Source organism: Pseudomonadota bacterium (genome assembly GCA_016195085.1).
In the GTDB taxonomy this organism is placed as follows: domain Bacteria; phylum Pseudomonadota; class Alphaproteobacteria; order SHVZ01; family SHVZ01; genus JACQAG01.
This window is the reverse complement of record JACQAG010000042.1, coordinates 15989-39263: the sequence shown is the minus strand read 5'-3', so window position 1 is coordinate 39263 and position 23275 is coordinate 15989. Positions and strand designations below refer to the sequence as shown.

Annotated in this window: 17 protein-coding genes; 2 read left to right on the top strand and 15 right to left on the bottom strand. The window is 68.0% G+C overall.

Annotation, left to right across the window (positions count from 1 at the left end; translation table 11 throughout):
- Positions 1-90: 90 nt before the first annotated feature.
- From HY058_12990 to HY058_12965, 6 genes are all read right to left on the bottom strand, one after another.
- Positions 91-885, bottom strand: coding sequence for a creatininase family protein (locus HY058_12990; GenBank protein MBI3498215.1), 795 nt, complete (start codon positions 883-885; stop codon positions 91-93).
- Positions 886-960: 75 nt separating this feature from the next.
- Positions 961-1947, bottom strand: a complete 987-nt coding sequence (locus tag HY058_12985; protein ID MBI3498214.1) for an ATP-binding cassette domain-containing protein — start codon at positions 1945-1947, stop codon at positions 961-963.
- A gap of 16 nt (positions 1948-1963) precedes the next feature.
- On the bottom strand, positions 1964-3856 hold the full coding sequence (locus tag HY058_12980; GenBank protein ID MBI3498213.1) for a dipeptide/oligopeptide/nickel ABC transporter permease/ATP-binding protein: 1893 nt from the start codon (positions 3854-3856) through the stop codon (positions 1964-1966).
- 14 nt (positions 3857-3870) lie between these two features.
- Positions 3871-4824: an ABC transporter permease gene (locus HY058_12975; protein ID MBI3498212.1), complete on the bottom strand. Its 954-nt coding sequence runs from the start codon at positions 4822-4824 to the stop codon at positions 3871-3873.
- Positions 4821-6338 carry a peptide ABC transporter substrate-binding protein gene (locus HY058_12970; GenBank protein ID MBI3498211.1) on the bottom strand — a complete coding sequence of 506 codons (1518 nt, stop codon included), beginning with the start codon at positions 6336-6338 and terminating at the stop codon, positions 4821-4823. The genes HY058_12975 and HY058_12970 overlap by 4 nt, the downstream gene beginning before the upstream one ends.
- A 175-nt stretch (positions 6339-6513) precedes the next feature.
- Positions 6514-7788: an MFS transporter gene (locus tag HY058_12965; protein MBI3498210.1), complete on the bottom strand. Its 1275-nt coding sequence runs from the start codon at positions 7786-7788 to the stop codon at positions 6514-6516.
- Between the two features lie 326 nt (positions 7789-8114).
- Here HY058_12965 and HY058_12960 point away from each other — a divergent pair, with 326 nt between their 5' ends.
- Positions 8115-9038 carry a LysR family transcriptional regulator gene (locus HY058_12960; protein ID MBI3498209.1) on the top strand — a complete coding sequence of 308 codons (924 nt, stop codon included), beginning with the start codon at positions 8115-8117 and terminating at the stop codon, positions 9036-9038.
- On the opposite strand, the gene HY058_12955 is transcribed toward HY058_12960, so the two are convergent.
- The 8 genes from HY058_12955 to HY058_12920 form a co-directional block, all read right to left on the bottom strand.
- Positions 9022-9918 carry an ABC transporter permease gene (locus HY058_12955; protein MBI3498208.1) on the bottom strand — a complete coding sequence of 299 codons (897 nt, stop codon included), beginning with the start codon at positions 9916-9918 and terminating at the stop codon, positions 9022-9024. The genes HY058_12960 and HY058_12955 overlap by 17 nt on opposite strands.
- Positions 9911-10855 carry an ABC transporter permease gene (locus HY058_12950; protein MBI3498207.1) on the bottom strand — a complete coding sequence of 315 codons (945 nt, stop codon included), beginning with the start codon at positions 10853-10855 and terminating at the stop codon, positions 9911-9913. Before HY058_12950 ends, HY058_12955 begins: the two co-directional genes overlap by 8 nt.
- A 34-nt stretch (positions 10856-10889) precedes the next feature.
- On the bottom strand, positions 10890-12437 hold the full coding sequence (locus tag HY058_12945) for an ABC transporter substrate-binding protein (GenBank protein MBI3498206.1): 1548 nt from the start codon (positions 12435-12437) through the stop codon (positions 10890-10892).
- 35 nt (positions 12438-12472) lie between these two features.
- The gene (locus HY058_12940; protein MBI3498205.1) at positions 12473-14368 is read right to left on the bottom strand and encodes a CocE/NonD family hydrolase; all 1896 of its coding nucleotides are present in this window, start codon (positions 14366-14368) and stop codon (positions 12473-12475) included.
- A 4-nt stretch (positions 14369-14372) separates the two neighbouring features.
- Entirely contained in the window at positions 14373-16022 is a 1650-nt protein-coding gene (locus tag HY058_12935; GenBank protein MBI3498204.1) for a hydantoinase B/oxoprolinase family protein, read from the bottom strand.
- Entirely contained in the window at positions 16019-18106 is a 2088-nt protein-coding gene (locus HY058_12930) for a hydantoinase/oxoprolinase family protein (GenBank protein MBI3498203.1), read from the bottom strand. Before HY058_12930 ends, HY058_12935 begins: the two co-directional genes overlap by 4 nt.
- Complete coding sequence (locus HY058_12925) at positions 18103-19167, bottom strand: aminotransferase class I/II-fold pyridoxal phosphate-dependent enzyme (GenBank protein ID MBI3498202.1); 1065 nt, start codon at positions 19165-19167, stop codon at positions 18103-18105. The genes HY058_12930 and HY058_12925 overlap by 4 nt, the downstream gene beginning before the upstream one ends.
- A gap of 247 nt (positions 19168-19414) precedes the next feature.
- Positions 19415-19963: a winged helix DNA-binding protein gene (locus tag HY058_12920; GenBank protein ID MBI3498201.1), complete on the bottom strand. Its 549-nt coding sequence runs from the start codon at positions 19961-19963 to the stop codon at positions 19415-19417.
- A gap of 213 nt (positions 19964-20176) precedes the next feature.
- Between HY058_12920 and HY058_12915 the strand changes: the two genes are divergently transcribed.
- Positions 20177-22534, top strand: a complete 2358-nt coding sequence (locus tag HY058_12915; protein ID MBI3498200.1) for a DPP IV N-terminal domain-containing protein — start codon at positions 20177-20179, stop codon at positions 22532-22534.
- On the opposite strand, the gene HY058_12910 is transcribed toward HY058_12915, so the two are convergent.
- The gene (locus HY058_12910) at positions 22515-23243 is read right to left on the bottom strand and encodes an enoyl-CoA hydratase/isomerase family protein (GenBank protein ID MBI3498199.1); all 729 of its coding nucleotides are present in this window, start codon (positions 23241-23243) and stop codon (positions 22515-22517) included. The two genes, HY058_12915 and HY058_12910, sit on opposite strands and share 20 nt — an antisense overlap.
- Positions 23244-23275: the final 32 nt, after the last annotated feature.

The following is a 23275-nucleotide window of genomic DNA, read 5'->3' as shown; positions in this document are numbered from 1 at the left end:
CACCCGTCCTCGTCGAGGAGACCCTAATCGCACCCTGATACGCGTAACGTTGGCTCAGGGCGAGAGCCGAGCCGTGGCCGCCCATCGGCCTCAGGCTGCGACCTTCCCGGCAAAGTGGCTGATGAAGCGGGCACAGATTTCCGTGAGCTGCTCGGTCATCTGGGCCCCCGTGTCGGCCGAGCAGAGGCGCGGATCGCCCTTGCCGACGCCGGTCCAGTAGACCTCGTCATATTCGTTCGGCATGCCGACTTCCGCACCTTCGAAGCTGGCGGAGCCCAGTGCGGTGAACGGCAGGTCGAGGGTCTTGTCGCGCTTCAGCGGCTTTCCTTCCGGAATGAGATCCGGGCGCATCAGCTCGGGGAAGAGATGCATGGCGGTGCTGGTCACCGGATCGGCGCCGTGGCCGGAGACCTTGGCGGATTTCTCGGCGCCGACGATCTTCGGCAAGAGCGCGTAGCCGATCCGCCAGAGATAGAGGCTCGGTATGACGAGGCCGTCGCGACGATAGTTTTCGCGCGCCACTTCCGCGATCGGGCCGACATTGCCGCCATGGCCGTTGATGACGATGAGCCGGGTGAGCCCGTGGCGGCGCAGGTTCTCGATCATCTCGTCGATGAAGATCGTCAGGGTCGCCTGGGAGATGGCGATGCCGCCGGGCATCGCTCCGAACCAGTCGGCGCCGCCGAACGGCAGCACCGGGGCGACCACCGTGCGCACCCCGCGTTCGCAGGCGCGCAGAGCCGCCAGCTCGGCGATCTTCTCCGCCAAGAGATAGTCGCCCATGGGCGCGTGCGGCCCCTGATCCTCCTGGCTGCCCATCGGCAGCAGAACGATGGGGTTTCGTTGATAGAGCTCGCGTCCCTCGCCGCCGGTGAGGGTTCCCATATGGACCTTGGGAGTCGTGTGAGAAACCACCTATGTGCTCCTTTGAGAGAATGTTGATGGTGCTGCCGGCCTGAATCAGGCGATCTCGTCGGCGCGGAGGCAGGCGACGCGGCGCGCCTCGCCGAAGGGACTGAGCTCCGGCACGGTTTCCGCGCAGCGCGGGACCGCATGGGCGCAGCGCGTGCGAAAGACGCAGCCCGACGGCGGATTCGACGGGCTCGGCGGATCACCCGCGAGAAGAATGCGCGTTCGGCGCTGGGCGCGATGCAGGCGCGGCGTCGCCGAAAGCAGCGCCCTTGTGTAGGGATGCGCCGGTGCCGAGAAGATCGTCGCCGCGGCACCTTCCTCCACCACGCGGCCAAGATACATCACCATGACGCGGCGGCAGAGATGCCGCACGACCGACAGATCGTGGCTGATAAACAGCATGGCCAGCCCGAGCTCCAGGCGCAGATCGGCCAACAGCCGGACGATCTGCGCCTGGATCGAGACGTCGAGGGAACTCACCGGCTCATCGGCGACGAGAAAGTCGGGCCCGGTGGACAAGGCGCGCGCGATGCCGATCCGCTGCCGCTGGCCGCCGGAGAACTCATGGGGAAAGCGCTCGGCGTGCTCAGGGTCGAGTCCGACCTTGACCAGGAGATCGGCCACCCGCGCCCGGCGCTCGCCCGGCGGAACGATGCGATGAATCGCCAGCCCGTCCCCGATCTGCGCGCCGACGCGACGGCGCGGATCGAGGCTGCCGAAGGGATCCTGGAAGACGATCTGCATGCGCCGCCGCTGCCGGCGCAGAGCGGTCCGCGTCATGGCCTCCAGCGGCTTGCCGTCGAAGCGGACGGAGCCTTCGGTGGCGGCGAGCAGGCCGAGCAGCAGCCGGCCGAGCGTGCTCTTGCCGGAACCGGATTCGCCGACCAAGCCGACGGTCTCGCCGCGCGCCACCCAGGCGTCGACGGCGCGCACCGCCTGCACCGGGCGGCCGCGGCGAAAGAGCCCGCCGGCGAGGAAGGTCTTCGATACGACCCTCGCTTCGACCAGCGGCGTCGCGGCGGCGGTCTCGCTCATGCCACCTTCTCCCGCCTCAGGAGCCTGTCTGAGTGATGGACGCGGCCGCGACGCTGCCGCGTCCATCACTCAGACAGGCTCCTAAGCTCAGCTCCGCCCAGCGGATGCAGCGCGTGCGGCGACGGGCTCGCGCCTCCAGGAGCGGGATCGGCGCCTGCGTGCAACGCGATGCGGCATGGGCGCACCTGGGAGCAAAGCGGCAGCCCGGGGGAAACGCGTTCGGCAGCGGCACGACCCCCGGAATTCCCGTCGGCGTCTCGTCGCCTTCCGGCAATGCCGCGAGCAAGGCGCTCGTATAGGGATGCAGCGGTTCCTGAAACACCTCCTCGACCAGACCGTCCTCGACCACCTGGCCCGCATACATCACCGTCACCCGATCGGCGACTTCGGCGACGACGCTGAGGCTGTGCGTGATGAAAATGAGCGCGGTGCCGGACTCGCGCTTTAGCTCCATCAGGAGATCGAGAATCTGCGCCTGCACCGTGACGTCGACCGCCGTGGTCGGCTCATCGGCGATGAGCAGCCGGGGCCGGTTGGCCAGCGCCATCGCGATCATGACGCGTTGGCGCATGCCGCCCGACATCTCGTGCGGATATGCGGCGAGCCGCAGCTCCGGATCGGCGATGCCGACGCGGCGGAACAGCATCAAGGCTTCGGCGCGTGCCGCTTCCATCGAGAGCGCGCGATGGGCGCGGATCGCTTCGGTGACCTGATCGCCGACCCGAAGCACCGGATTGAGGCTGCTCATCGGGTCCTGGTAGATCATCGCGATGGCGCCGCCGCGCAACCGGCGCAGCGCCGGCTCGTCCAGCCGGAGCAGGTCCTTGCCCCCGAACCAGGCGGATCCCGCCACCGGCCTGGCGACCGGCGGCAGCAGCCCCATGACCGCCAGCGCCGTCAGCGACTTGCCGGAGCCGCTTTCGCCGACGATCGCCAGCATCTCGCCGGCCTTGACCGAGAGGCTGACATCCTCGACCGGGCGCAAGCGTCCGTGGGGCAGGTCCAGCTCGATCGTCAGGTCGCTGACGGCAAGTGTCGCCTCGGCCGCCTGCGACAGCGGTGGCGCCAGTCCCGGCAGCAGGTGGTCGACCAGGCGTAGCCTCGGCCGCGCCGAGGGCGTACGCGGGTCGACCGTGTCGCGCAGCGCATCGCAGAGGCGATTCATCGCAAGGATGGTCAAGGTCAGCGCCGCGCAAGGCCAGAGGAGCAGCAACGGCGCCTGCTCCATCGTGGCACGGGCGCCGCGAATCATCAGCCCCCAGGACGGCGCCGGCGGCACCACGCCGAGACCGAGGAAGGACAGTCCGCTCTCCAGCACGACCGCGGCCGCCACCGCGAGCGAGAGCTGCACCAGGACGGGCCCGGCGATGTTCGGCAACAGCGTGCGCATGAGGATGCGTCCCGTGGGCGCGCCCAGCGCGCGCACCGCTTCGACATAATCGTGGCTCTTCGCCGACAGGACCTCGCCATAGGCGACCCTGACGAAACCCGGCAGATAGAGCACCGACACGACCAGGATCAGCGTGGCCGCACCGGGCCCGAGCAGGGTTACGACGAGGAGCGCCAGCAGGATCGGCGGAAAGCAGAGGATGACGTCGGCGCTGCGCAGTGCCAAGAGCTCGCCCACACCCCTGAGCCAGCCGCCGATCAGACCGAGCGCGGTGCCGAGGAGGCATGCCAGAAGCGCCGAGGCGAAGGCGACGGCGAGGCTAGTGCGGGCACCCCAGATCAGCCGCGACAGCACGTCGCGCCCGAATTCGTCCCGCCCCAGCCATGACCCCGGCGCGGTGCCGGACAGCCTCTGCGGAACGTCCTGGCGAACCGGATCCGGCAGGCCCAAGAGCGGAGCCGCAAGGGCGATGAAGACGATGAACCCGACGCATGCGCCCGGCACCCACAGCCGCTTCATGCGACGCGTACCCCTCATGCAGCGCGAACACGGGGATCGAGCACGGCGTAGAGGATATCCATGATGAGGTTGATGAGCAGGAACAATACGGAAATCGTCAGCACGATGCCGACCACCATCGGATAGTCGCGGGCTTCGACCGCGCGCAGGAGCGGCGTCGAGAGACCCGGCCAGTTGAACACATATTCGACCAGCACCGTGCCTCCCAGAAGAGTGCCCATCTGCAGGCCGAGCACAGTCAAGACCGGCGTCAACGCGTTGCGGAGCACGTGGCGGACCAGCACGCGCCGCGGCGACAGGCCCTTGCCGCGTGCCGTGCGCACGAAGTCGCGCGAGAGCGCGTCAAGGACCGAGGCGCGGGTCATGCGGAAGATAATGGCGGCAAGGCCCTTGGCGATGGCAACTGCCGGCAGCGCCAGCAAGGTGAAATGCTGCGCCGGATTTTGCGCAATCGGCGTGTAGCCGCCGGCCGGCGTCAGGCGGAGCGTCTGCGCCAGCAAGAGGACGAGCAGCGTGCCCAGCACGAACACCGGAACCGCCAGCAGCAGACCCGCCGTCGCCGAGGCGATGCGGTCGAAGGTCCCGCCCTGGCGCAACCCGGCATAGGCGCCGCCGGGAATGCCAAGCGCGATCGCGATGAGGGAACCCGCTAAGATGAGCTCGAGGGTCCGCGGCAGGCGAAGGGCGATCTCGCTAGAAACCGGATAGTCGTCGACCAGCGACTTGCCGAGATCGCCCTCGAGCACGCCGCCGAGGAACGCCGCATATTGCTCGATCAGCGGCCGCTCCAGTCCCAGCCGCTGGCGCAGCTCCGCCACGATCGTCGGATCGGGTGCCGCACCCCCGGTCGCCAAGAGCAGCTCGGCCGGATCGCCGGGAACCAGATGGAGCGCCAGAAAGACGATGGTGGCCACGACCCAGGCGAGCGCCACCGAGACGGCGACCCGCCGCAGCAGCCACTGCGTCATCCGAAATAGGTCTCCTCGAGCATGCCGCCGGATGAGTTGGTGAGCGCGCCGGGCAGATTGGTGAAGCCCTTGACCCGGCGATCCATCCCGTAGCCCTGGCTGCGCCAAGCGAGGCCGACGAGCGGCACCTCCTCCAAGGCAGCGCGCTGCATGTCCTTGTAGATCTGGACGCGCTTGGCTTGATCGAATTCGCCCCGGCCGCGCGCCAGCGCCGCCGCCGTGCGCGGCGCCGCGAGCTGGAAGGATCGGCTGTAGGTCGTCGGCAGCGAGGTATCGAGCACCACCGTCAGCCCGTCGGGATCGTTGTTGTCGGCGCTGACGCCATGGATCGCGATGTCATATTGACCGCGCCCTCCGAGCGTGACGCGCGTCGACCAGTCCGGCAGCTTGAGCTCGCTTTGGATGCCGATCGCGGCCAGGTATTGCTGCACCACCTCGGCGGTATCCTTGTGCATGCCGAACTGCGCGGTCGACAGCATCGTCGTCTGGAATCCGTTCGCGTAACCCGCCTCGCTAAGCAGCGCCTTGGCACGGGCCGGATCATAGTTCCAGCCGCGCGCCAGCTCCTTGTCGTACCAGGGCGTGCCCTCGACGACCGGCACGCCCTCGAGCGGCTTGCCGCGGCCGAAGAAGGCCACCTTGACGATGTCGTCGCGCTTCACCGCATGCGCGACCGCGCGCCGGACGCGCGGGTCGGAGAAGGGCGGCTTCGAGCCGTTGAACAGAATGTCCATGAACGGCCCTTCGACGGAATCGAGCTTGAGCCGCGGATCCTTCTCGACCGCGTCCATCGACTGCCAGGGCACGTATTCGATCATGTCCACATCGCCCGACATGAGCGCCGCGTTGCGCAGATTCTCGTCGGCATAGACGATGAATTTGATGCCTTTCAGCTTCGGATATCCCTGCTTGTAGAACTTGTCGAAGGGCGCCAGCTCGAGCGAGGTGCCGCGCTCCTGGCCGACCAGCCGGAACGGACCGGCGCCGATCGGCTCGTTTGCCTGCGATTTCCGCCAGATGATGAAGGTGTTGTAGTTGGCGAACCAGCTCGGCAGCGTCGCCACGGGCTCCCTGGTCACGACGCGCACCGTGCGTGGATCGGCGATCTCGACCCGGGCGATCGCCTGGAACTGGCCCTTCATATAGGCGGTCGAGGTCTCGGCGGCCATCTGATCGATCGACCATTTGACGTCGTCCGCCGTCACCGGCTCGCCATTGTGGAAAACCGCGCCCTGCCGCAGCTTGAACACCCAGGCGCCGTCGCCGTCGATCGACCAGGATTCGGCCAGCTCGCCGCGCAGCTCGCCCTTGCTGTCATAGGCGACGAGGCTGCGATGGATGAGAAGCTTGACGGTGCCGGCCGATGCGCCGGTGCTGACCCAAGGCTGCAGATTCGGCGGCGAGGCCGACAGGCCGAACCGGAGAATGCCCGTCGTCGATTGCGCCCGCGCGGTGACGGAAAGGATGGGAAGAGCGACACCGGCCTGGATGAGGGTCCTTCGGGTGATCGTCATTGGCTTCGCCTCCGCAATGCGCCTTCTTGGCCTGAGCGAGGATCGCCCTGGCAGGCACTAGCGAGACTATATGGACTGAATCGAGGGGACGGTATGCAGAACTAAATCGACACGGCGCCCAGCCGAGAGGTGCCGGCCCCGGGCCGCTTCTAAGCCGCTGGGAAGCAATCGGATCTCAGCGTCCCCGCCTCGCCCCGCGGAGCGCCGCCGCCAGCACGGCGAGAGCCGACAAGGCCGCCAGCGCCACCAGCAGCATCGACCACAAGGCCGCACCATGGCCCCAGCGGTCGATCACCGCGGCATGGACGAGCGGGGCCACCGCCGAAGCGATGAGCGCCGGGCCTGCCATGGTGCCGAGGAGCTGGCCATAGCCTTCCGCCCCGAAAACGACCAAGGGTGCGGCCCCCCGGGCGATGGTGACGAGGCCGTTGGAGGCCCCTTGGCCGAGGGAGAAGACGGTGGCGATGACGAAGCCGCCGCCGAGGAAGAGGACGACGAGGGCGAGCGGCGTCAGCCCGACGGCGATGATGGCGAGCCAAACCGGATCGAGCCCGGCGGCAAAGAGGAACTCGCTCACCCGGGCACCCACCTGCCCGAAGCCGCGCAGCGAGGCGACCGACACTGCTTCCTTGCCGCTCAAGCCCATCGCTACCAGCGTGTCGATGATGTGCGCGGAGAGGGCCGAGTTGACGTAGGTCATGAGCGCGAAGGCGAGCGTGAAGGCGACCATCGCCAGGCGGCGCAGCGTCCCTTCGAGGCGACCGCTATCGCCGTTGGTGCTGCCGGGAGAGGCGGCCTTGGTCGCCCTCGGCTTTCGCGCCGGCAAGCACCAGAGATGGAGCGGCAGGCAAACCATGAGGTTGAGAGCCGCGAAGATGACGAGCGCGCCGCGCCAGCCGACCCAGCTCGCCAAGGCCCAGCCCAAGGGCCAGAACACGCTGGAGGCAAAGCCGCCATAGAATGTCAGCGCCGAGATGGCGCGGCGCGCCTCGGTGCCGGCGATCTCGGTCAAGGTGGCGAAGGCCGCTTCATAGAGGCTGAGCCGCATGCCCACGCCCAGCACCAGCCAGCCCGCGAGATAGACCGGGAGCGAGGGGGCGAGGCTCAGCACCAAGAGGCCCAGCGCACACACCGCCGATCCCATCGCCATCAGAGTCCGTCCGCCATGGCGGTCGAGGGCGCGGCCGGCCGGCCGGGAGACGAGCGCGCCCAGGATGAGACTCAAGGAAAAGGCGCCGAACACCTCGGTGCGCGACCAGCCCATCTCGGCGATGATCGGATCGGATATCACCGCCGGCGCATAGAAGGTGGTGCCCCAGCAGACGATCTGGGTGATGCCGAGGGCATGCACGCTGCCGCCGATCGCCGGCGGCAAGGCGAAGAGCGAGAAAAATCGGCCGAGAGAGTGCTTGAAGGCGGTGCGGTGGACGAAGGCCATTATCTGCGGCACCAAGACATGCGGCCGGCGCCGACAGCCCCCACCCTCCCGCTCGCGCGGGCCCCTCCCTCCCCCGCCCTTCGGCGAGGGAGGGAATTATGGCAGGTCATCACCCTCCCCCGCCGACAGGTGGGGGAGGGCCGGGGTGGGGGCATTGTCATCGCTGTTTAAAATCCGGCGGCGCACCGCCGCCGAAACCCAGCGCGCGCTCATTCGCCGCAGCCATTGCCAGTCTGCTCGACACCGATTTGCTTCCCCATGCCTCGCCGCAGCATCCCATCCGCCCCTGCCAAAGGGAAATTCATTTGTTCTATCTCCGATATAAGCGAAACTTTGGCATGCGTCGTCTCAACCTCGACCAGCTGCAGGCGCTGAATGATGTGGTCCAGCTCGGCAGCTTCTCGGCTGCCGCCGAGCGGCGCGGCTTGACCCAGCCGGCCGTCAGCCTGCAGGTCAGGCAATTGGAAGAGCGCCTCGGCATTCGTCTGGTCGAGCGCGGCGGCAAGCGCGTGCGCGCGACGGCGGCGGGGCTGGTGCTGATCGAACGCGCCAAGCGCATCGACGAGGCGGTGGCGGACGCGCTGGAATCGGTGGCCGAGCACCGCTCCGGCATCAGCGGCCGGGTCAGCCTCGGCACCGGTGCCACGGTTTGCATCTATGTGCTGCCGCCGATCCTGAAGGAGCTGCGTCGCGCCTATCCCGGGCTGGAGATCGTGGTCAGCACCGGGAACTCGCCGGAGATCCTGAAGGCGCTGGAAGAGAACCGCATCGACGCCGCCCTCGTTACCATGCCCGTCCCCGGCCGCAGCCTACGGGCAACCCCGGTGTTGAACGACGAGCTGGTCGCGGTCTTCCCCATGGCCGAGGCGCCGATGCGGGCCAGCGTCACCGCCGCCATGCTGGCGGAGCGGCCGGTCATCCTCTACGAGGCCGGCGGCCATGCCCGCGGCGTGATCGACCGATGGTTCAAAGCGGGCGGCCGCCGGTGCCGCCCGATCATGGAGCTGGGCAGCGTGGAAGCGATCAAGAAGCTGGTGGAGGCCGGGCTCGGCGCCGCGGTCCTGCCGCGGCTTGCGGTCGCCGATCCGAGCCTGACCGAGGGCATGGCGATCCGCCCGCTCCGGCCCAGGGTCTATCGCCGGCTGGCCCTGGTGCTCCGCCGGGACAAGCATGTGGATCGCGGGCTCGGCGAGCTGGTGCGGGCGATCGGCGCCTTGGCCCCGTCCGCCGGCCGGGGTGCGGGCGCTACTGCTCGACCTTGAGCCTGGGATCGATGAGGTCTCTCAGCCCGTCGCCCAGCAGGTTCAAGCCCAGCACCGTCAGCGAAATCGCGATGCCCGGAAACAGGCAGATCCACCAGGCCTCGCGCAGATAGTCGCGGCCGTCGGCGATGATGTTGCCCCAGCTCGGCGTCGGCGGCGGCGGGCCCAATCCGAGAAAGCTCAAGGCCGCCTCGGACAAGACCGCGATGGCGAAGACGAAGGTGAGCTGCACGATCAAGGGGGCGAGGCAGTTCGGCAAGATGTGGCGGAAGACGATGCGGACATCGCCGGCGCCGATCGCGCGGGCAGCGCTGACGAAGTCGAGCTCGCGCACGGTCAATGCCGAGGCGCGGACAAGGCGCGCCGTGCGCGGCACGTAGGGGACGAAGATCGCCAGCACGACATTAGTGGCGGACGGCCCGAGGGCGGCCGCGATGGCGAGCGCCAGCAAGACCGGCGGGAACGACATGAGCGCGTCCATGAAGCGCATGATCGCGTCGTCCCACGCCATGAAATAGCCGGCGAGCACGCCAAAGAGCACGCCGAACGCGCCGGAGAGCACGACCGTGCTCAAGCCGATGGCGAGCGACACGCGGGCGCCGTAGACGACCCGGCTGAAGATGTCGCGCCCCAGGCTGTCGGTGCCGAAGAGATGCGCCGCCGATGTCGTCTGAAAGGCTTCGCGCATGCGGATGCGCACGGGATCGTGGGTGGCGATCACGTCGGCGAAGAGCGCGCAAAAGAGCACGATCGCGCAGAGCACGAAACCGACCATGAACAGCCGGTGTCGGGAAAAGCGCCGCAGCGTCGCCTGCCAGCCCCGGCGCCGGGGCCGCGCCAGGCCGATCCTCTGGGCCGCGGCGAGCGCGTCGCTACTCATAGCGGATCCTGGGGTCGATCGCGGTGTAGAGCACGTCGACCGCGAGATTGATGAGCACGAACATCGAAGCCGTGATCAGGAGCCCACCCTGGATCAAGGGATAGTCGCGGGTCAGGATGGCGTTCACCAGCAACTTGCCGAGGCCGGGCAGCGAGAACACCGTCTCGATCACCACCGTGCCGCTCAATTGCAGGCTGAAGATGATGCCGATGACGGTGATCACCTGCACCAGCACGTTGGCGAAGGCATGGCGCGCCAGCACCAGCCATTCCGGCAGGCCCTTGGCGCGGGCGGTGCGGATGTAGTCCTGGCACAGGACCTCGACCATGGCGGCCCGGGTGATGCGGGCGAGCAGTCCCACCTGCGACAGCGACAGTGCGATGGCGGGGAGCACCAGGCTGCGGAACCAGTCGAGCGGCGCTTCGGTGAAGGTCACATAGCCGCCGGCCGGCAGCCAATCCATGATCACGGCGAAGAAGATGATGAAGATGAGGCCGAGCCAGAAGCTGGGCACCGACACCCCGATCACGGCGGCGGCCATGATCGCCTGGTCGACCCAGGTGTTCTGCCGCCAGGCGGCGACGATGCCGGCCGGCACGCCCAGGACCAAGGTGAGCGCGAAGGCAAGGCTGCCCATGGCCAAGGTCGCCGGCAGCCTTTCCACGATGGCCCGCACCACCGATCGGCTCAGCATGATGGATTGGCCGAGGTCGCCCTGGACGACGCCGGCGGTCCAGCGGGCGAGCTGGATCGGGAAGGGCTGGTCCAAGCCGAACTGCTCGCGGATGCGCTGCACCTGGTCGGGCGGTGCTGCGACCCCGGCCATCACCGTGGCGGGGTCGCCCGGCACCAGCTGCATGATGCTGAAGGAGATGAGGGCGACGATGATGAGGACGACGAAGCTCGCTAGCAAGCGCCTGACGATGTAGCGGGCCATCACTCCTCCCCCGGCGCCCTCTTTGTCCCCGAGCCTATTCGAGCCACACGTCCCAGAGCCGCTCGGCGCCGATATAGGGCCGGTAGCCGCCGACCTTGGCAGAGACGCCGATCAGGAACGGCTGATTGCCGAGCTTCACAATATAGACCTGATCATAGGTGCGCTGCTGCACCTTCGCCCAGGCGGATTTGCGCTCGGCCAGGTTGAGCGAGGTGTTGAAGACGGCCCAGGCCTCCTCCATCGGCGGATCGGATTTGATATGCGGCCAATTGGTCGGGCCGGTGAACAGCGGCTGATAGGCATAAGCGCCCAACAGCGGCTGCGAGCTGAAACCGGCGGTGGCGACGTTCCAGCCCTTGTCCTTGCTTGCGAGATCGACCATGACCGGCCATTCCATGCGCTCGACCTGCACGTTGATGCCGATCGCCTTCAGATTCTCCAAGATCACGCTGCCGATCTTCACGTGGAAACCGATATTGTTGATCGCGAGGATCATCGGCTCGCCCTTGTAGCCGGACTCGGCCAGGAGCTGCTTGGCGCGGGCGAGGTTGTTCTGGTTGTACTTGTCCTTGCCGGCGTCGCTGGAGAAGGCGTTGCCCGGCCACAGCCACGACGCATCCAGCTCGAAGACGCCGTCGGTCGCCGCCGCCATCGCCTCGCCATTGTCGACGCCCGCCTGGATCGCTTGCCGGAATTTGAGGTTGTCGGTCGGTGCCTGCGCGTGGTTGAGGAACAAGACCGGCATGTTGAAGGTCTTGAGCTGGTGGATCTTGAGCTTGGCATTGTCGGCCAACCGCTTGGCGGCCGGGACCGGAATGTCCTGGGCGAGATGCACCTGGCCGGATTCGAGTGCCGCCACCCTGGCGCTCGCCTCGGTGGTGACGCGGAAGGTCGCCGTGTCGAGATAGACCGTCTTCTTGCCGCCGAAGCCGCTCGGGGCGGCGTAGGCGGTGTTCGGCTGATAGTCATCGAAGCGCTTCAGCTTGATGTGGCTGTCGGGGACCCATTCGACGAATTGGAACGGGCCGGTGCCGATGGCATTCGTCTTGTTGAGATCCTTCCCCGCCTCTTCGGCCGGGATGACCGCAACCGGCGTGGTCGCCGAGGCCAGGCGATCCAGGAAGGAGGCGCTCACCTGCTTCAGGCGAATGACGAGGGAGTAAGGATCGGGCGCGTCGATCCCCACCACCGGCGCCATGGTGATGCGATCCGGGCTCACCCGGGCGAAGCGCTCGAGCGAGGCCTTGACGTCGGCGGACGTCATCTCCTTGCCGTTGTGGAACTTGACGCCGCGGCGAAGCTGGAAGCGATAGGTGAGGCCGTCCGGCGAGGCCTCCACGCCGCTCGCCAGCATCGGCGTGGCCGTGCTGTTGTCGTCGACCGCCAGCAGGGTCTCGTAGGTGCCCAAAAGCATGCTGCGGGAGATGTGCGAGGCCTGGAAGTTCGGGTCGATGCTGTTGGCGTTGCCATAGACCATGGCGATGAAATCGCCGCCCCGCTTCTGCGCCTCAGCCGGCATGGCGAGCGCCAGTGCCAGGAAGAGGCTCAGGCTCCAAAGGCGGCTCGATCGATAGGACAGCATGGTTCGCCTCCTGGTTTGTGGTTGCAGATGAGAGTTCAGCGCCTTGGCATGATCGACAGCAGCACATAAGACGGACGCCTGGCGCCGAGATGGAGCGTGTTCTGGGCGCGCGTGAGCTTGGTATGGCGGCCCAAGGGCTCGCCGGTGTTGGGATTGACGTCGAAATGCGGAAAATTGCTGGACGCGATGTCGAGACGAAGGCGGTGGCCGGCCTCGAACAGATTGGCGATCGGCGGCAGCTCGATCGAGATCTCGTAGACCCGGCCCGGCTTCATCATCTCTTCGCGCTCGAGGCCGGAGCGGAAGCGCATGCGCAGGATCGAATCGGCGAGGTTCATGTGGAAGCCCTCGGGATAGTCCGGAGACGGCGGATACACATCGAGGAGCTTCGCGGTGAAATCCGTGTCGGGGGCGCTGGAAGCGACGAACAGGTGCACGTGGATCGGCCCGGTCACCTCGATGGCGCGGGCCAAGGGCTCGCTCTGGAACACGATCACGTCGTGGCGCTCGGACATGAGTGGATAGGGGGCACGGCAGCCGATGAGGTCCTGGCGTTCGCGCTGATGCATCGGTCCGTCCGGTACCACCGAGCGCATGCGTGCGCGGGGCGGCAGATAGGCCCCGTCCATGCCGGAAGGCACCGGCATCCATTCAAAAAACGGCGCGATCGCTGCCCCCACGGTGGGGACCGGGTGGCTCGGATCATGGGTCCAGGTGAGTGAGGAGGCCTTCTCGCTCGGCGCTTCGGTGGTGAGGGCGCCGCCCGCGCGCAGATAGAATTGTGTCGGCACCGCGCGCTTCGGCGGCCAGGTCTTCTCCTGGCGCCAGGCACCGCCATGGTGGAGATGGCCACGCGCGGTCTTCGCCCCCCTGCCGCCGCCCATGATGAAAAGCCGGACCGCCGCCTCGCCGTCGACGCCGTTCTTGCGGCCCTTCAGCCAGCGATCGAACCAGCGCAGCCGCTCGGCGTTGTAGACGCGGTAGCCCCAGGAGGCCGCCTTGCCGAACTCGACCTCGCCCACGACCGAGCTGCCGCTGCGCATGGCGGTGTGGTTCCAGGGCCCGACGACCAGGCGCAGCTTCGACTTGTTTTGGCGCGCGAGACGCCGGAACTGGTCGGTCACTTCGGCGACGAAGCAATCATACCAGCCGGTGGAGAACACCGTCGGCACGTCGGCGTAGCGTTCGAGGCGCGACTTCTGGTCCATCACCTCCTGGGTCCACCAGGCGTCGCTCACACCGTTTTCCTGGTAGCGCATCAGCACCCGCTCGAGATTGGGCACGGCGGTGAGCGGGGTGTGCCCCACCTTGAACGGCATGGTCTCGATCAAGCGGCGGATGTTCATGGCGCCGTCCTCGATCCGCTTGCGGGCGGCTGGATCGTCGCGGATCTCCGGCGCGTCATGGGCGTGCACGAACAAGGCCGGCACCATGTGGAGACGCATGGCCCCACCCTGGCGGGACTCCCAGCCATTGCCGGTAATGGGTGCTGCGTCGACCCAGAGCGCCTCGAGATGCGGCGGCCGGTGGATGGCTGCCACATTCTGCACGCAGCCGCTATGGGAGCTGCCGACCATGCCGATCTTGCCGTCCGACCAGGCCTGGGCGGCGATCCACTCGATGGTATCGTAGCCGTCGGGACCTTCCTTGGGATTGGCGCGGTGGTGATAGTCGCCGACCCCTTCTGAATGGCCGCGGCCGCGCAGATCCTGGATCACCACGGCATAGCCGTGGCGCGCGAAGAACATGCCGACCGGCTCCACCTGCATCACCGGGTTCGCCTTGTCGTAGGAGGTGCGCGTCAGGATCGTCGGCAAACGGCCTTCAACCGGCTCGCCCGCTGGCGTGGCCGGGCGATAGAGGTCGGCGGCAAGGCGCACGCCGTCGCGCATCTTCATCATCACGTCGTGGGCGACGACGACTGGGCTCATCGCTTCATGCCCTCCTCGCCTTCTTCGGCCGATGGCCATAGTCGCGCCGTGCCGCTTCCTCGCTGACCGTGCCCTCGGCGAGGTCGCGCAGGATCGCGTCTTGGGCCCGCCGCTCGGGCGGGCCGTAGCCGCCGCCGCCGGCCTCGAAGGTGGCGATCACGTCGCCTGGCTCGAGCCGATAGCGGCCCTTGGGGTGCACCGTCTTGCCGTTGATCTGGATCTCGCGCCGCCGACCCGGCCCACCGCCATTGAGGCCCATGGGCGGGAACTCGGTGCGGCCGGCGAGGATGGACACGGTCATCGTCCCGCCGGAATCGTTCCGGAGCACGATCTCCTGACCGAGCCCGCCCCGGTATCGCCCGACCCCGCCGGAATCGACGAGCAGCGCCTTCCGCTCGATGGTCATGCCGGTCAGGTTCTCCCAGGCTTCGATCGGCGTCCCGGTCATGTTCGAGGGGGACGGCGTGGTGGCCCAGCCATCCATGCCGGCGAGCGCGCCGAAGCCGCCCGAGGCGAAGAAGATGCTGGAGACGCCGCCGCCATCGGGATGGGTTCCCTGCACGTTGATCAGGTTCAGCATGCCGGAATCGGCTTGCACGCGATCGGGCAGCGCCGGGGCCAGCGCGCCGAAGATCAACGGATTGATGAAATGCCCGATGATGTGCCGACCGCCGGTCGGCGAGGGCGGCAGCGCGTTCAAGACCGAGCCCTCCGGCGCCGCCACCAGGATCGGCCTGACCGAGCCTTCATTGTTGGGGATCTTCGGCGTGGTCAGGCACTTGATCGCATAGGCGGCAATAGCGCGCGTGTAGCAATAGGGCACGTTGATGGCAGCGCGAACTGCGGGGCTCGAGCCGGCAAAATCGATGCTGGCCTCGCCATCGGCGATCGCCACCGACGCCGCCAAGGTCAAGGGCGCCTGATCGCCCTCGACCTCGATGCGATTGCGGTAGACGCCGGCCGGCACGCGGCGAAGCTCGGCGCGGATCGCTTCCTCCGAGAAGCCGATGATCGCGTCCGCCAGCGGCGCCAGGTCGGCGATCGCGTACTCCTCCATGAACTCGGTCAGCATGCGGCCGCCCACCTCGTTGCAGGCGACATTGGCCATGATGTCGCCCAGGGTCTGCTCCGGGACGCGCACATTGGTGCGGATGATCTCCATGAGCTCTTCATTCAGCCGCCCGGCCTTCGCCAGCCGGCAGACCGGCAGCCGGAGGCCCTCCTCATAGACCTCGCTCGCCGCGGCCGAGAAGCCGCCGCCGCCGATATCCGGCAGGTGCGTGATGCTCATGGTGTAGCCGACGAGCCGGCCGGACTTGAACACCGGGCGCATGACATTGATGTCGAAGAGATGCCCGGTGCCGAGCCAGGGATCGTTGGTGGCGATGATGTCGCCCTCCGCCAGCGTGTCGGGCGGGAAGCGCTCGAGCATATGGCGCATGGTCAAGGGGGCGGTGCCGGTGAAGGACGGCACGCTGTAGGCGCCCTGGGCGAGCGCACGGCCCTTGGCGTCGAAGAGGATGCAGGAGAGGTCGTAGCTTTCCCTGACATTGGTCGAAAACGAGGTGCGCACCAGCGCGGTCACGATCTCATCGGCGATCGAGATCAGCCGGTCCCAATGGATGCCGAGCGCGATGGGATCGTAGCCGCTCATGCCGCGATCCCCATCTCGGCCACGAGATTGAGCCGCGCGTCGACTTCGATGCGGTCGCCACCACCCAAGACGCAGGTGGATTCCCGCTCCTCGATCAAGGCCGGGCCGATCACCACCGCGCCGGGCACAAGCGCGTAGCGGTCATAGACCGGACAGTCGCGGTAGCCGCCCGCCTCGGGCACATAGGCCGGGCGAACGCCCTTTTGGGCGGCCTTGGCCGCCTCGCCGCCCTCGAGCCGGAAGTCGGCGGCAGCTGGATCCGGTCCGATCGCCTCCACCTTCCAATTGACGATCTCGATCGGGCGCTCGGCAAAGCTGGAGCGGAAGACCCGCTCATAGGCTGCAGCGAACAACGCCGCCAGGCGCGCCGGCAGCCGCGCCGGCTCGGCCTCGGGCAGCAGCACCTCGATCTCGTAGCCCTGGCCGACATAGCGCATATCGAGGCGCCGGATCATGCGGATCTGGCGTCCCTCGATGCCCGCCTCGGCGAGCGGCAGCGCGGCCGACCGTTCGAGCGCCGCGAAGATCTGGGCGAAGGAGTCCGGCGTCAGGCGCTCGAGCCCGACCCGGTGCGAGCGGAAGGTTTCGAAGGAGAGCGGGCTCACCAGGAGACCGAAGGCGGACATGACCCCGGCGCCGGCCGGGCAGATGACACGGGCGATCTTGAGCTTGCGGGCGATGCGCAAGGCATGCACCGGCCCCGACCCGCCGAAGGCGATCATGGCGCAGCGCCGGTAGTCGACGCCGCGCTCGGCCGCGTGCACGCGGAAGGCGCGGGCCACGTCCTCGTTGATCACTTCCTGGATGCCCCAGGCGGCGCGGGCGAGATCGACGCCGAGCGGTTCGGCCACGTCGCGGGAGATCGCCCGCACGGCGGCGCTCCGGTCGATCGCCATGCGGCCGCCCAAGAAGGAACCGGCATCGAGATAGCCCAGCACCAGGCTGGCATCGGTCAAGGTGGCGCGCTGGCCGCCGCGGCCGTAGCAGGCGGGACCGGGATCGGCGCCCGCACTCTCCGGTCCGACCCGAAGCACGCCGCGCGGGTCCACCTGGGCGAGGCTGCCGCCGCCGGTGCCGATCTCGATCATGTCGATGACCGGGATCTTCACCGGCAAGCCGGAGCCGCGCTTGAACTCGTGCGCGCGCGCCACTTCGAAGTCGTATTTCTTCAACGGGGCGCCGTCGCGGATGACGCAGCCCTTGGCGGTGGTGCCGCCCATGTCGAAGGCGAGCACCTGGCTCTCCCGCAAGGCGCTGCCGTGGCGGGCCGACATCAAGGCGCCGGCGGCGGGGCCGGATTCCAGCATGCGGATCGGAAAGCGGCGGGCCACCGCAGCGGTCAAGGTGCCGCCATTGGACGCCATGACATAGATCCGGCCGCGGAAGCCCTGGCGCGCCAGCCCGGATTCCAGCCGGTCGAGATAGCGCTCGACGATGGGCTGTACATAGGCGTTGAGGCAGGTGGTGGTCCAGCGCTCGTATTCCCGCATCAGCGGGAAGACCGCGGAGGAGAGCGAAACCCTGAGCTCGGGATGACGCTCGGCGAGCCAGGCGCCGATCGCCTGCTCATGGACGGGGTTGGCATAGGAGTGCAGCAGGCAGACGGCGACGGACTCGATGGCGCCCGCGCGTTTGAGGCGCGCCAGGTCCGTCTCCAGGGTGGCCAGGTCGAGAGGTTGGCGGATCTTGCCGTCATAACCGATGCGCTCGGCGAGCTCGAGCCGCTGCCGGCGCGGGACCACGGGTAGCGGAAACACCAGCCGCAAGTCGAACAGGTCGTAGCGGCGCTCGAAGCCGATATCGAGCACGTCGCGGAAGCCCTGGGTCACGATCATCGCGGTGGAGGCGCCCTTGCGCTCGATGATGGCGTTGGTGACCAGCGTGGTGCCGTGCACGACGGAATCGATCCGGGACAGCTTGAGGCCGGCCTTGGCGATGAGCACGGAGATGCCGTCCAGCACCGCCAGGGACGGATCGGCAGGTGTGGTCAGCTGCTTGTGCGTGGCCACGTGCCGGGAGGCTTCGTCCAAGAGCGCGAAGTCGGTGAAGGTGCCGCCGATGTCGATGCCGATGCGGTGGCTCATCGGCCTCGACCCTTGCCGCCGCGCACCGGCCGCGCCACGGAGGCGAAGGCGCGGACCGTGCGCTCGATCTCCCGTCGCCCGATGCCGCGATGGACCGCCAAGCGAATCCGCCCCGGACCGAAGGCAAGCGCCAACAGGCCGGCATCGGCCAAGCGCCGGACCGAGGCGGCCGCCTCGATGCCGAAGGCTTCGGTCAGGACGACGACGAGATTGGTTTCCACGTCTTCGCAGGCGACGCCGATCTCGGCCAGAGCGCGGGCGAGACGCTTGGCATTGGCGTGATCCTGGCCGAGGCGGTCGATCATCGTCTCGATCGCGATGAGGCCGGCGGCCGCGACCGCTCCCGTCGGCCTGATGCCGCCGCCCAGTCGCTGGCGCACGGCGAGGGCTTCGGCGATGAAGCCTTTCGGCCCGGCGAGCATGGCTCCCAAGGGCGCGCACAGGCCTTTGTTGAGGCTGAGCGCCACCGAGGTCATGGGACGGGTGAAGTCCCGGACCGGGCGGCCGGCGGCCACCGCGGCATTGAACAGGCGTGCGCCGTCGAGATGGATCGGGATGCCGGCGCCGGCGGCGAGACGGCGAACGCGCCGATGGTAGGAGGGCGGCAGCACGCCGCCGCCGGAGCGGTTGTGGGTGTTCTCCAGCACGATCAAGCCCGGCCGCGCTCTCAGCGCATCGGCGGGTGCCGCCAACGCCGCGGCGAGAGCCGCTGGATCCATGCGCCCCCGCTCCGCCGGCACCGGCTGCAGCGTGAGCCCGGCCAGTGCCGCGGGTCCGCCCGCTTCCGAGGTGGCGATATGGGACGTCGCATCGAGCAGCACGGTTCTACCGGGACGGCAGAGGGTCTGGATCGCCGCCTGGTTCGCCATGGTGCAGGTGGGAAACAGGAGGGCATCCTCCATGGCCGTAAGATCGGCGACCCGCTCTTCGAGCGCCCGTTGCTGCTTGTCCTCGCGCAGCCCGAAGACCTGAGGACGTCGCATCGCCGCCGACATCGCGCGGATCATGGAAGGTGTGGGCGGCGACAGAAGATCGCTGCGGAGATCGACGAGGACGGCCATGCGCTATTCGAAGGCCGGCGACGCCACCCAGTCAATAAAAGACGATGCCGAGATTATCTCGATAAATCGTCAGCGATTTCGCGGTCGCCGACAAAGAGGAGTTCACCACGGAGACACGGAGGACACGGAGAAGAAAGGAAGTCTATGCGCAGCGCTTGCGCGTGAGATTCTTCTCTCTTCTCCGTGTCCTCCGTGCCTCCGTGGTGCATCGTCTTCCTTCTCAACCGCGGCGGCGAGTGAGAGCACCTCACTCCGGCGCGGCGGGCACCGGGGCGTTGGCGACGGTGGCAAGCCGCGCGGCTTGCTCGTAGAGCGCCGACATGGCGCGCAAGAAGCTCGCGGCATCGAGGATGGCGTTGTGGCCGCCGCCGATCCACGCCAGGCTCTTCACCAGATGCAGCTCGCGCACGCGGCGATAGCGCTGGCAGAGCGCATCGCCCGGGCGCGTGCTGGCGTAGTGCTTCTCGCGGCCCTGGCGCTGGATCTGCACCAGGCCGCGGGCGACCAGCTTCTTCAAGGCGTACGCGACGATGTGCGGATCTTCCAGATTCATCACCATGCAGATTTCCGACAGCCGCTTGCCGCGGGCGCGGTGGTTCACCGCATGCAGCACCAGCGCGTCCTGGTAGTTGAGCCCGTTCTCGCCGGCCGCCGCCATGCAGCGCTCGACCCAGCGCATGAAGCCATTGCCGGTGACGATCAAACCGAACTCGAACTCGCTCAGATCCTGGCTGGTGCCGGAGCCGGCGGAGCGGCGCTTGGCCCCGGGCTGGGCAGGCTTGCTTGGCTTCGCCATGGCACGTCCTCGACAGCCGATGAAAAAGGGTGCGCGGGGAAAACGTTACGCCGGCGACCGGCTCTGCGTCCATGCGGGCGGCGACGCCATGGCGACGGCCCCATGGTGACGGCGGCTTGCTCCGGGCTAAGCTCTCCTGTGGACATCAAGTTCACCGCAACCGCTTCACCTATGCGAGCGCGGTGAAGAGCTGAGCGACGAGAGAGCCCCCTCATGGATCAGCAAGCAAGCCTGCCACCGCGCCTGACGGCAGCGGACTACGCCCGCGCCGAAGCGTTCCTGCCGTGGAACATGAAGAAGCGCGTGCGGAACGCCGAGATCCGGCCCTACTGGATCGGCGACAGCGACCGCTTCTGGTATCGCCGCGAACGCGTGGACGGGCATGAATTTGTTTTGGTCGAGGCTGCGAGCGGCGAGCGTGGTCCGGCCTTCGACCATGCGGCCTTGGCGAAAAGCCTGGCTGAGGCGACTGGTCAGTCGGTGCGGCCGATGCGGCTGCCCTTCGATTTCATCGAGCCCGAGAATGCGGGCATCGGCTTTGCCGCGCTGGGCGGACGCTGGTTCTTCGACGCCAAAACCGCGACCTGCCGGAAGGTGCGGCCGCCGCCGGCGAGCCCCAGCGAGAGTGCCTCGCCCGACGGCGTGTGGGTGGCGTTTGCCCGCGAGCACAATCTCTGGCTCCGCAAGGTGGCGAGCGGCGCCGAGCGGCGGCTGACCCAGGACGGCATCGAGGCCTACGCCTACGCCAAGTCGCCGGATTCCAATCTCTCGGCCATTTCCCACCGTCTCGCCGGCATCGCCTTGCCGCCGGCGGTCCTGTGGTCGCCGGATTCGCGCCACCTCGTCACCCACCGCTTGGATGAGCGCGCGGTGGCGACGCTGCATCTCTTGCAATCGGTGCCGTCGGGATCGGCGCGGCCGGTCTTGCACATCCAGCGGATCGCGATGCCCGGCGAGGCCCATGTGCCCCTCCTCCAGCATCTGGTGATCGAGGTCGCGAGCGGCCGGATCGTCGAGGCGCTGACCGCGCCGCAGCTTGCCGGACAAGGCAGCAGCATCGAACGCGGCCATGTCTGGTGGGGTGACGGCGCCACCGTCTACATCCTCGATTTCGCCCGGGCCGAGAAGTCCGTGCGCCTGCTCGCCCTCGATGCCGCCGGCGGCGGCGTGCGCACGGTCATCGAGGAAAGGGCGGAGACCTTCGTCGAGCTTCGCCACGGTCCCGGCGGACGGCCGAATGTGCGGGTCATCGGCGGCGGCGCCGAGGTGATTTGGTTTTCCCAGAAGGATGGCTGGGGCCATCTCTATCTGCATGATGGCCGGACCGGGGAGCTCAAGAACCGCATCACTGAAGGGTCATTTCTGGTGCGCTCGGTCCTGCATGTCGATCCGGCGCAGCGAGAGATCTATTTCACCGCCGGCGGTCGCGACCGAGGCATCGATCCCTATTGGCGGAAGGTCTATCGCGCCTCCCTCGACGGCTCCCGCCTCGAGTGTCTCACCCCAGACGACGCCGACCACACGGTCTTCCAGCAAGCACCGGTGGCACCCCGCGACTTCACGCCGGACAAGGTGCTGCCGCAGCCGACCGGCGTGGCACCCAGCGGCCGGTTCTTCGTTGCCACGGCGTCCCGCATCGATGTGCCGTCGGTCACCAGCCTCAGCCGAGCCGACGGCACCCTGGTCGCAACCCTGGAGACGGCCGATGTGGGCGAGGCCTTGGGCCAGGGCTGGCGTTGGCCCGAGCCCTTTACCGTCAAGGCCGCCGACGGCGTGACCGACCTCTATGGTGCCATCTGGCTGCCGAGCCATTTCGATCCGGCCCGCCGCTATCCCGTCCTCGACCTGATCTATCCCGGGCCGCAGCGCACGCAGACGCCAAAGCGTTCCTTCGCCGCCGACGAGCTCACGCAATACTGCATGCCGCAGGTGTTCGCCGAGCTCGGCATCGTCGTGGTGGCGATCGACGGACGCGGCACGCCCTATCGCTCCAAGGAATTCCACGACGTCGCCTACCAAACCCAGCACGATCCCGGCAATCTCGGCGACCACATCGCCGGCTTGCAGGCGCTGGCGAAGCGGCGGCCCTATATGGACCTGGAGCGGGTCGGCATCACCGGGCATTCCGGCGGCGGCTTCGCTTCGGTCAGAGCCATGCTGGCGCATCCGGATTTCTACAAGGTGGCGGTCGCCTCCTCGGGCAACCACGACCAGCAGGGCTACTCCTTCGTCTGGGGCGAGAAATACATCGGGCCCGTGGTGCGCCGGCCCGACGGCACCTCGAACTACGACAGCCAGGTGAACCTCAGGCTGGCCGAAAGGCTGCAAGGCAAGCTGATGCTCGCCTATGGCGACATGGACGACAACGTCCACGGGGCGCTCACCCTCCAGCTCGCCGACGCTCTCATCAAGGCGAATAAGGATTTCGAGCTGGTGGTGCTGCCCAACGCCAACCACCCCGGCGTCTCCTCGCACCCCTATTTCATCCGCCGCAAGATGGACTTCTTCCTCCGCCATCTGGTCGGCGCCGAGCCGCCGGGGGAATACAACCTCAAGGGGCCGGGGAGTTAGACGGGCGGCACGATGCCCCCACCCTGACCCTCCGGGGGGTGGACTTCGGGAGGGGGTGCGGCGCCCCCCCTCCCCAACCCTCCCCGGGCATCCGCGGGGGAGGGAGCACGAGAGGCGCTCTTGTCCCCTCCCTCGCTGTCATCGGCGGGGGAGGGTCAGGGTGGGGGCAATCGTTACCGCCGCCCGCCCGCGATCGCCGCCCGCGCCCGTTCGGCGCTTTCGGGATCGAGGAAGCCACGGACCGTGGCCGCCGTCTCCAGCGCCAAGGTCGCTGCCAGATCGCTGTCTTGGGCATGGAGCAGGACCTGGCGCAGATCGGCGACTGCGCCTTGCGGCAAGGCGGCGATTCGCCGTGCGGTGGCCATCGCGGTGGCCATGACCTCGCCGTCGGGCACCAGATGGCGCCGATCACCATCTTGCCGCCGCCGAGAAAGGCACGGGTCACGTCTTGGATCTGCTCGACATAGGCGCGGACGGTCTTCTCGTCGCGGGACTGTTCGCCGAACTCCTTCAGATCGTCACCGGCGCAAAAGGCGCGGCCGGCGCCGGTCAAGATGATCGCCTTGGTCGCCTTGTCCGCGCCGCACGCCGTCAGCGCCGCCAGCAGATCCTCGAGCAGTCTCGGGTTGATCGCATTAAGGCGCTCGGGCCGGTTGAGGGTGACGGTGGCGATGCCGTCGACGACGGCGCAGGTGACGGTCGCTGGCATGGCGGCTGCTCCGTTTATTGGCGGATGACCCA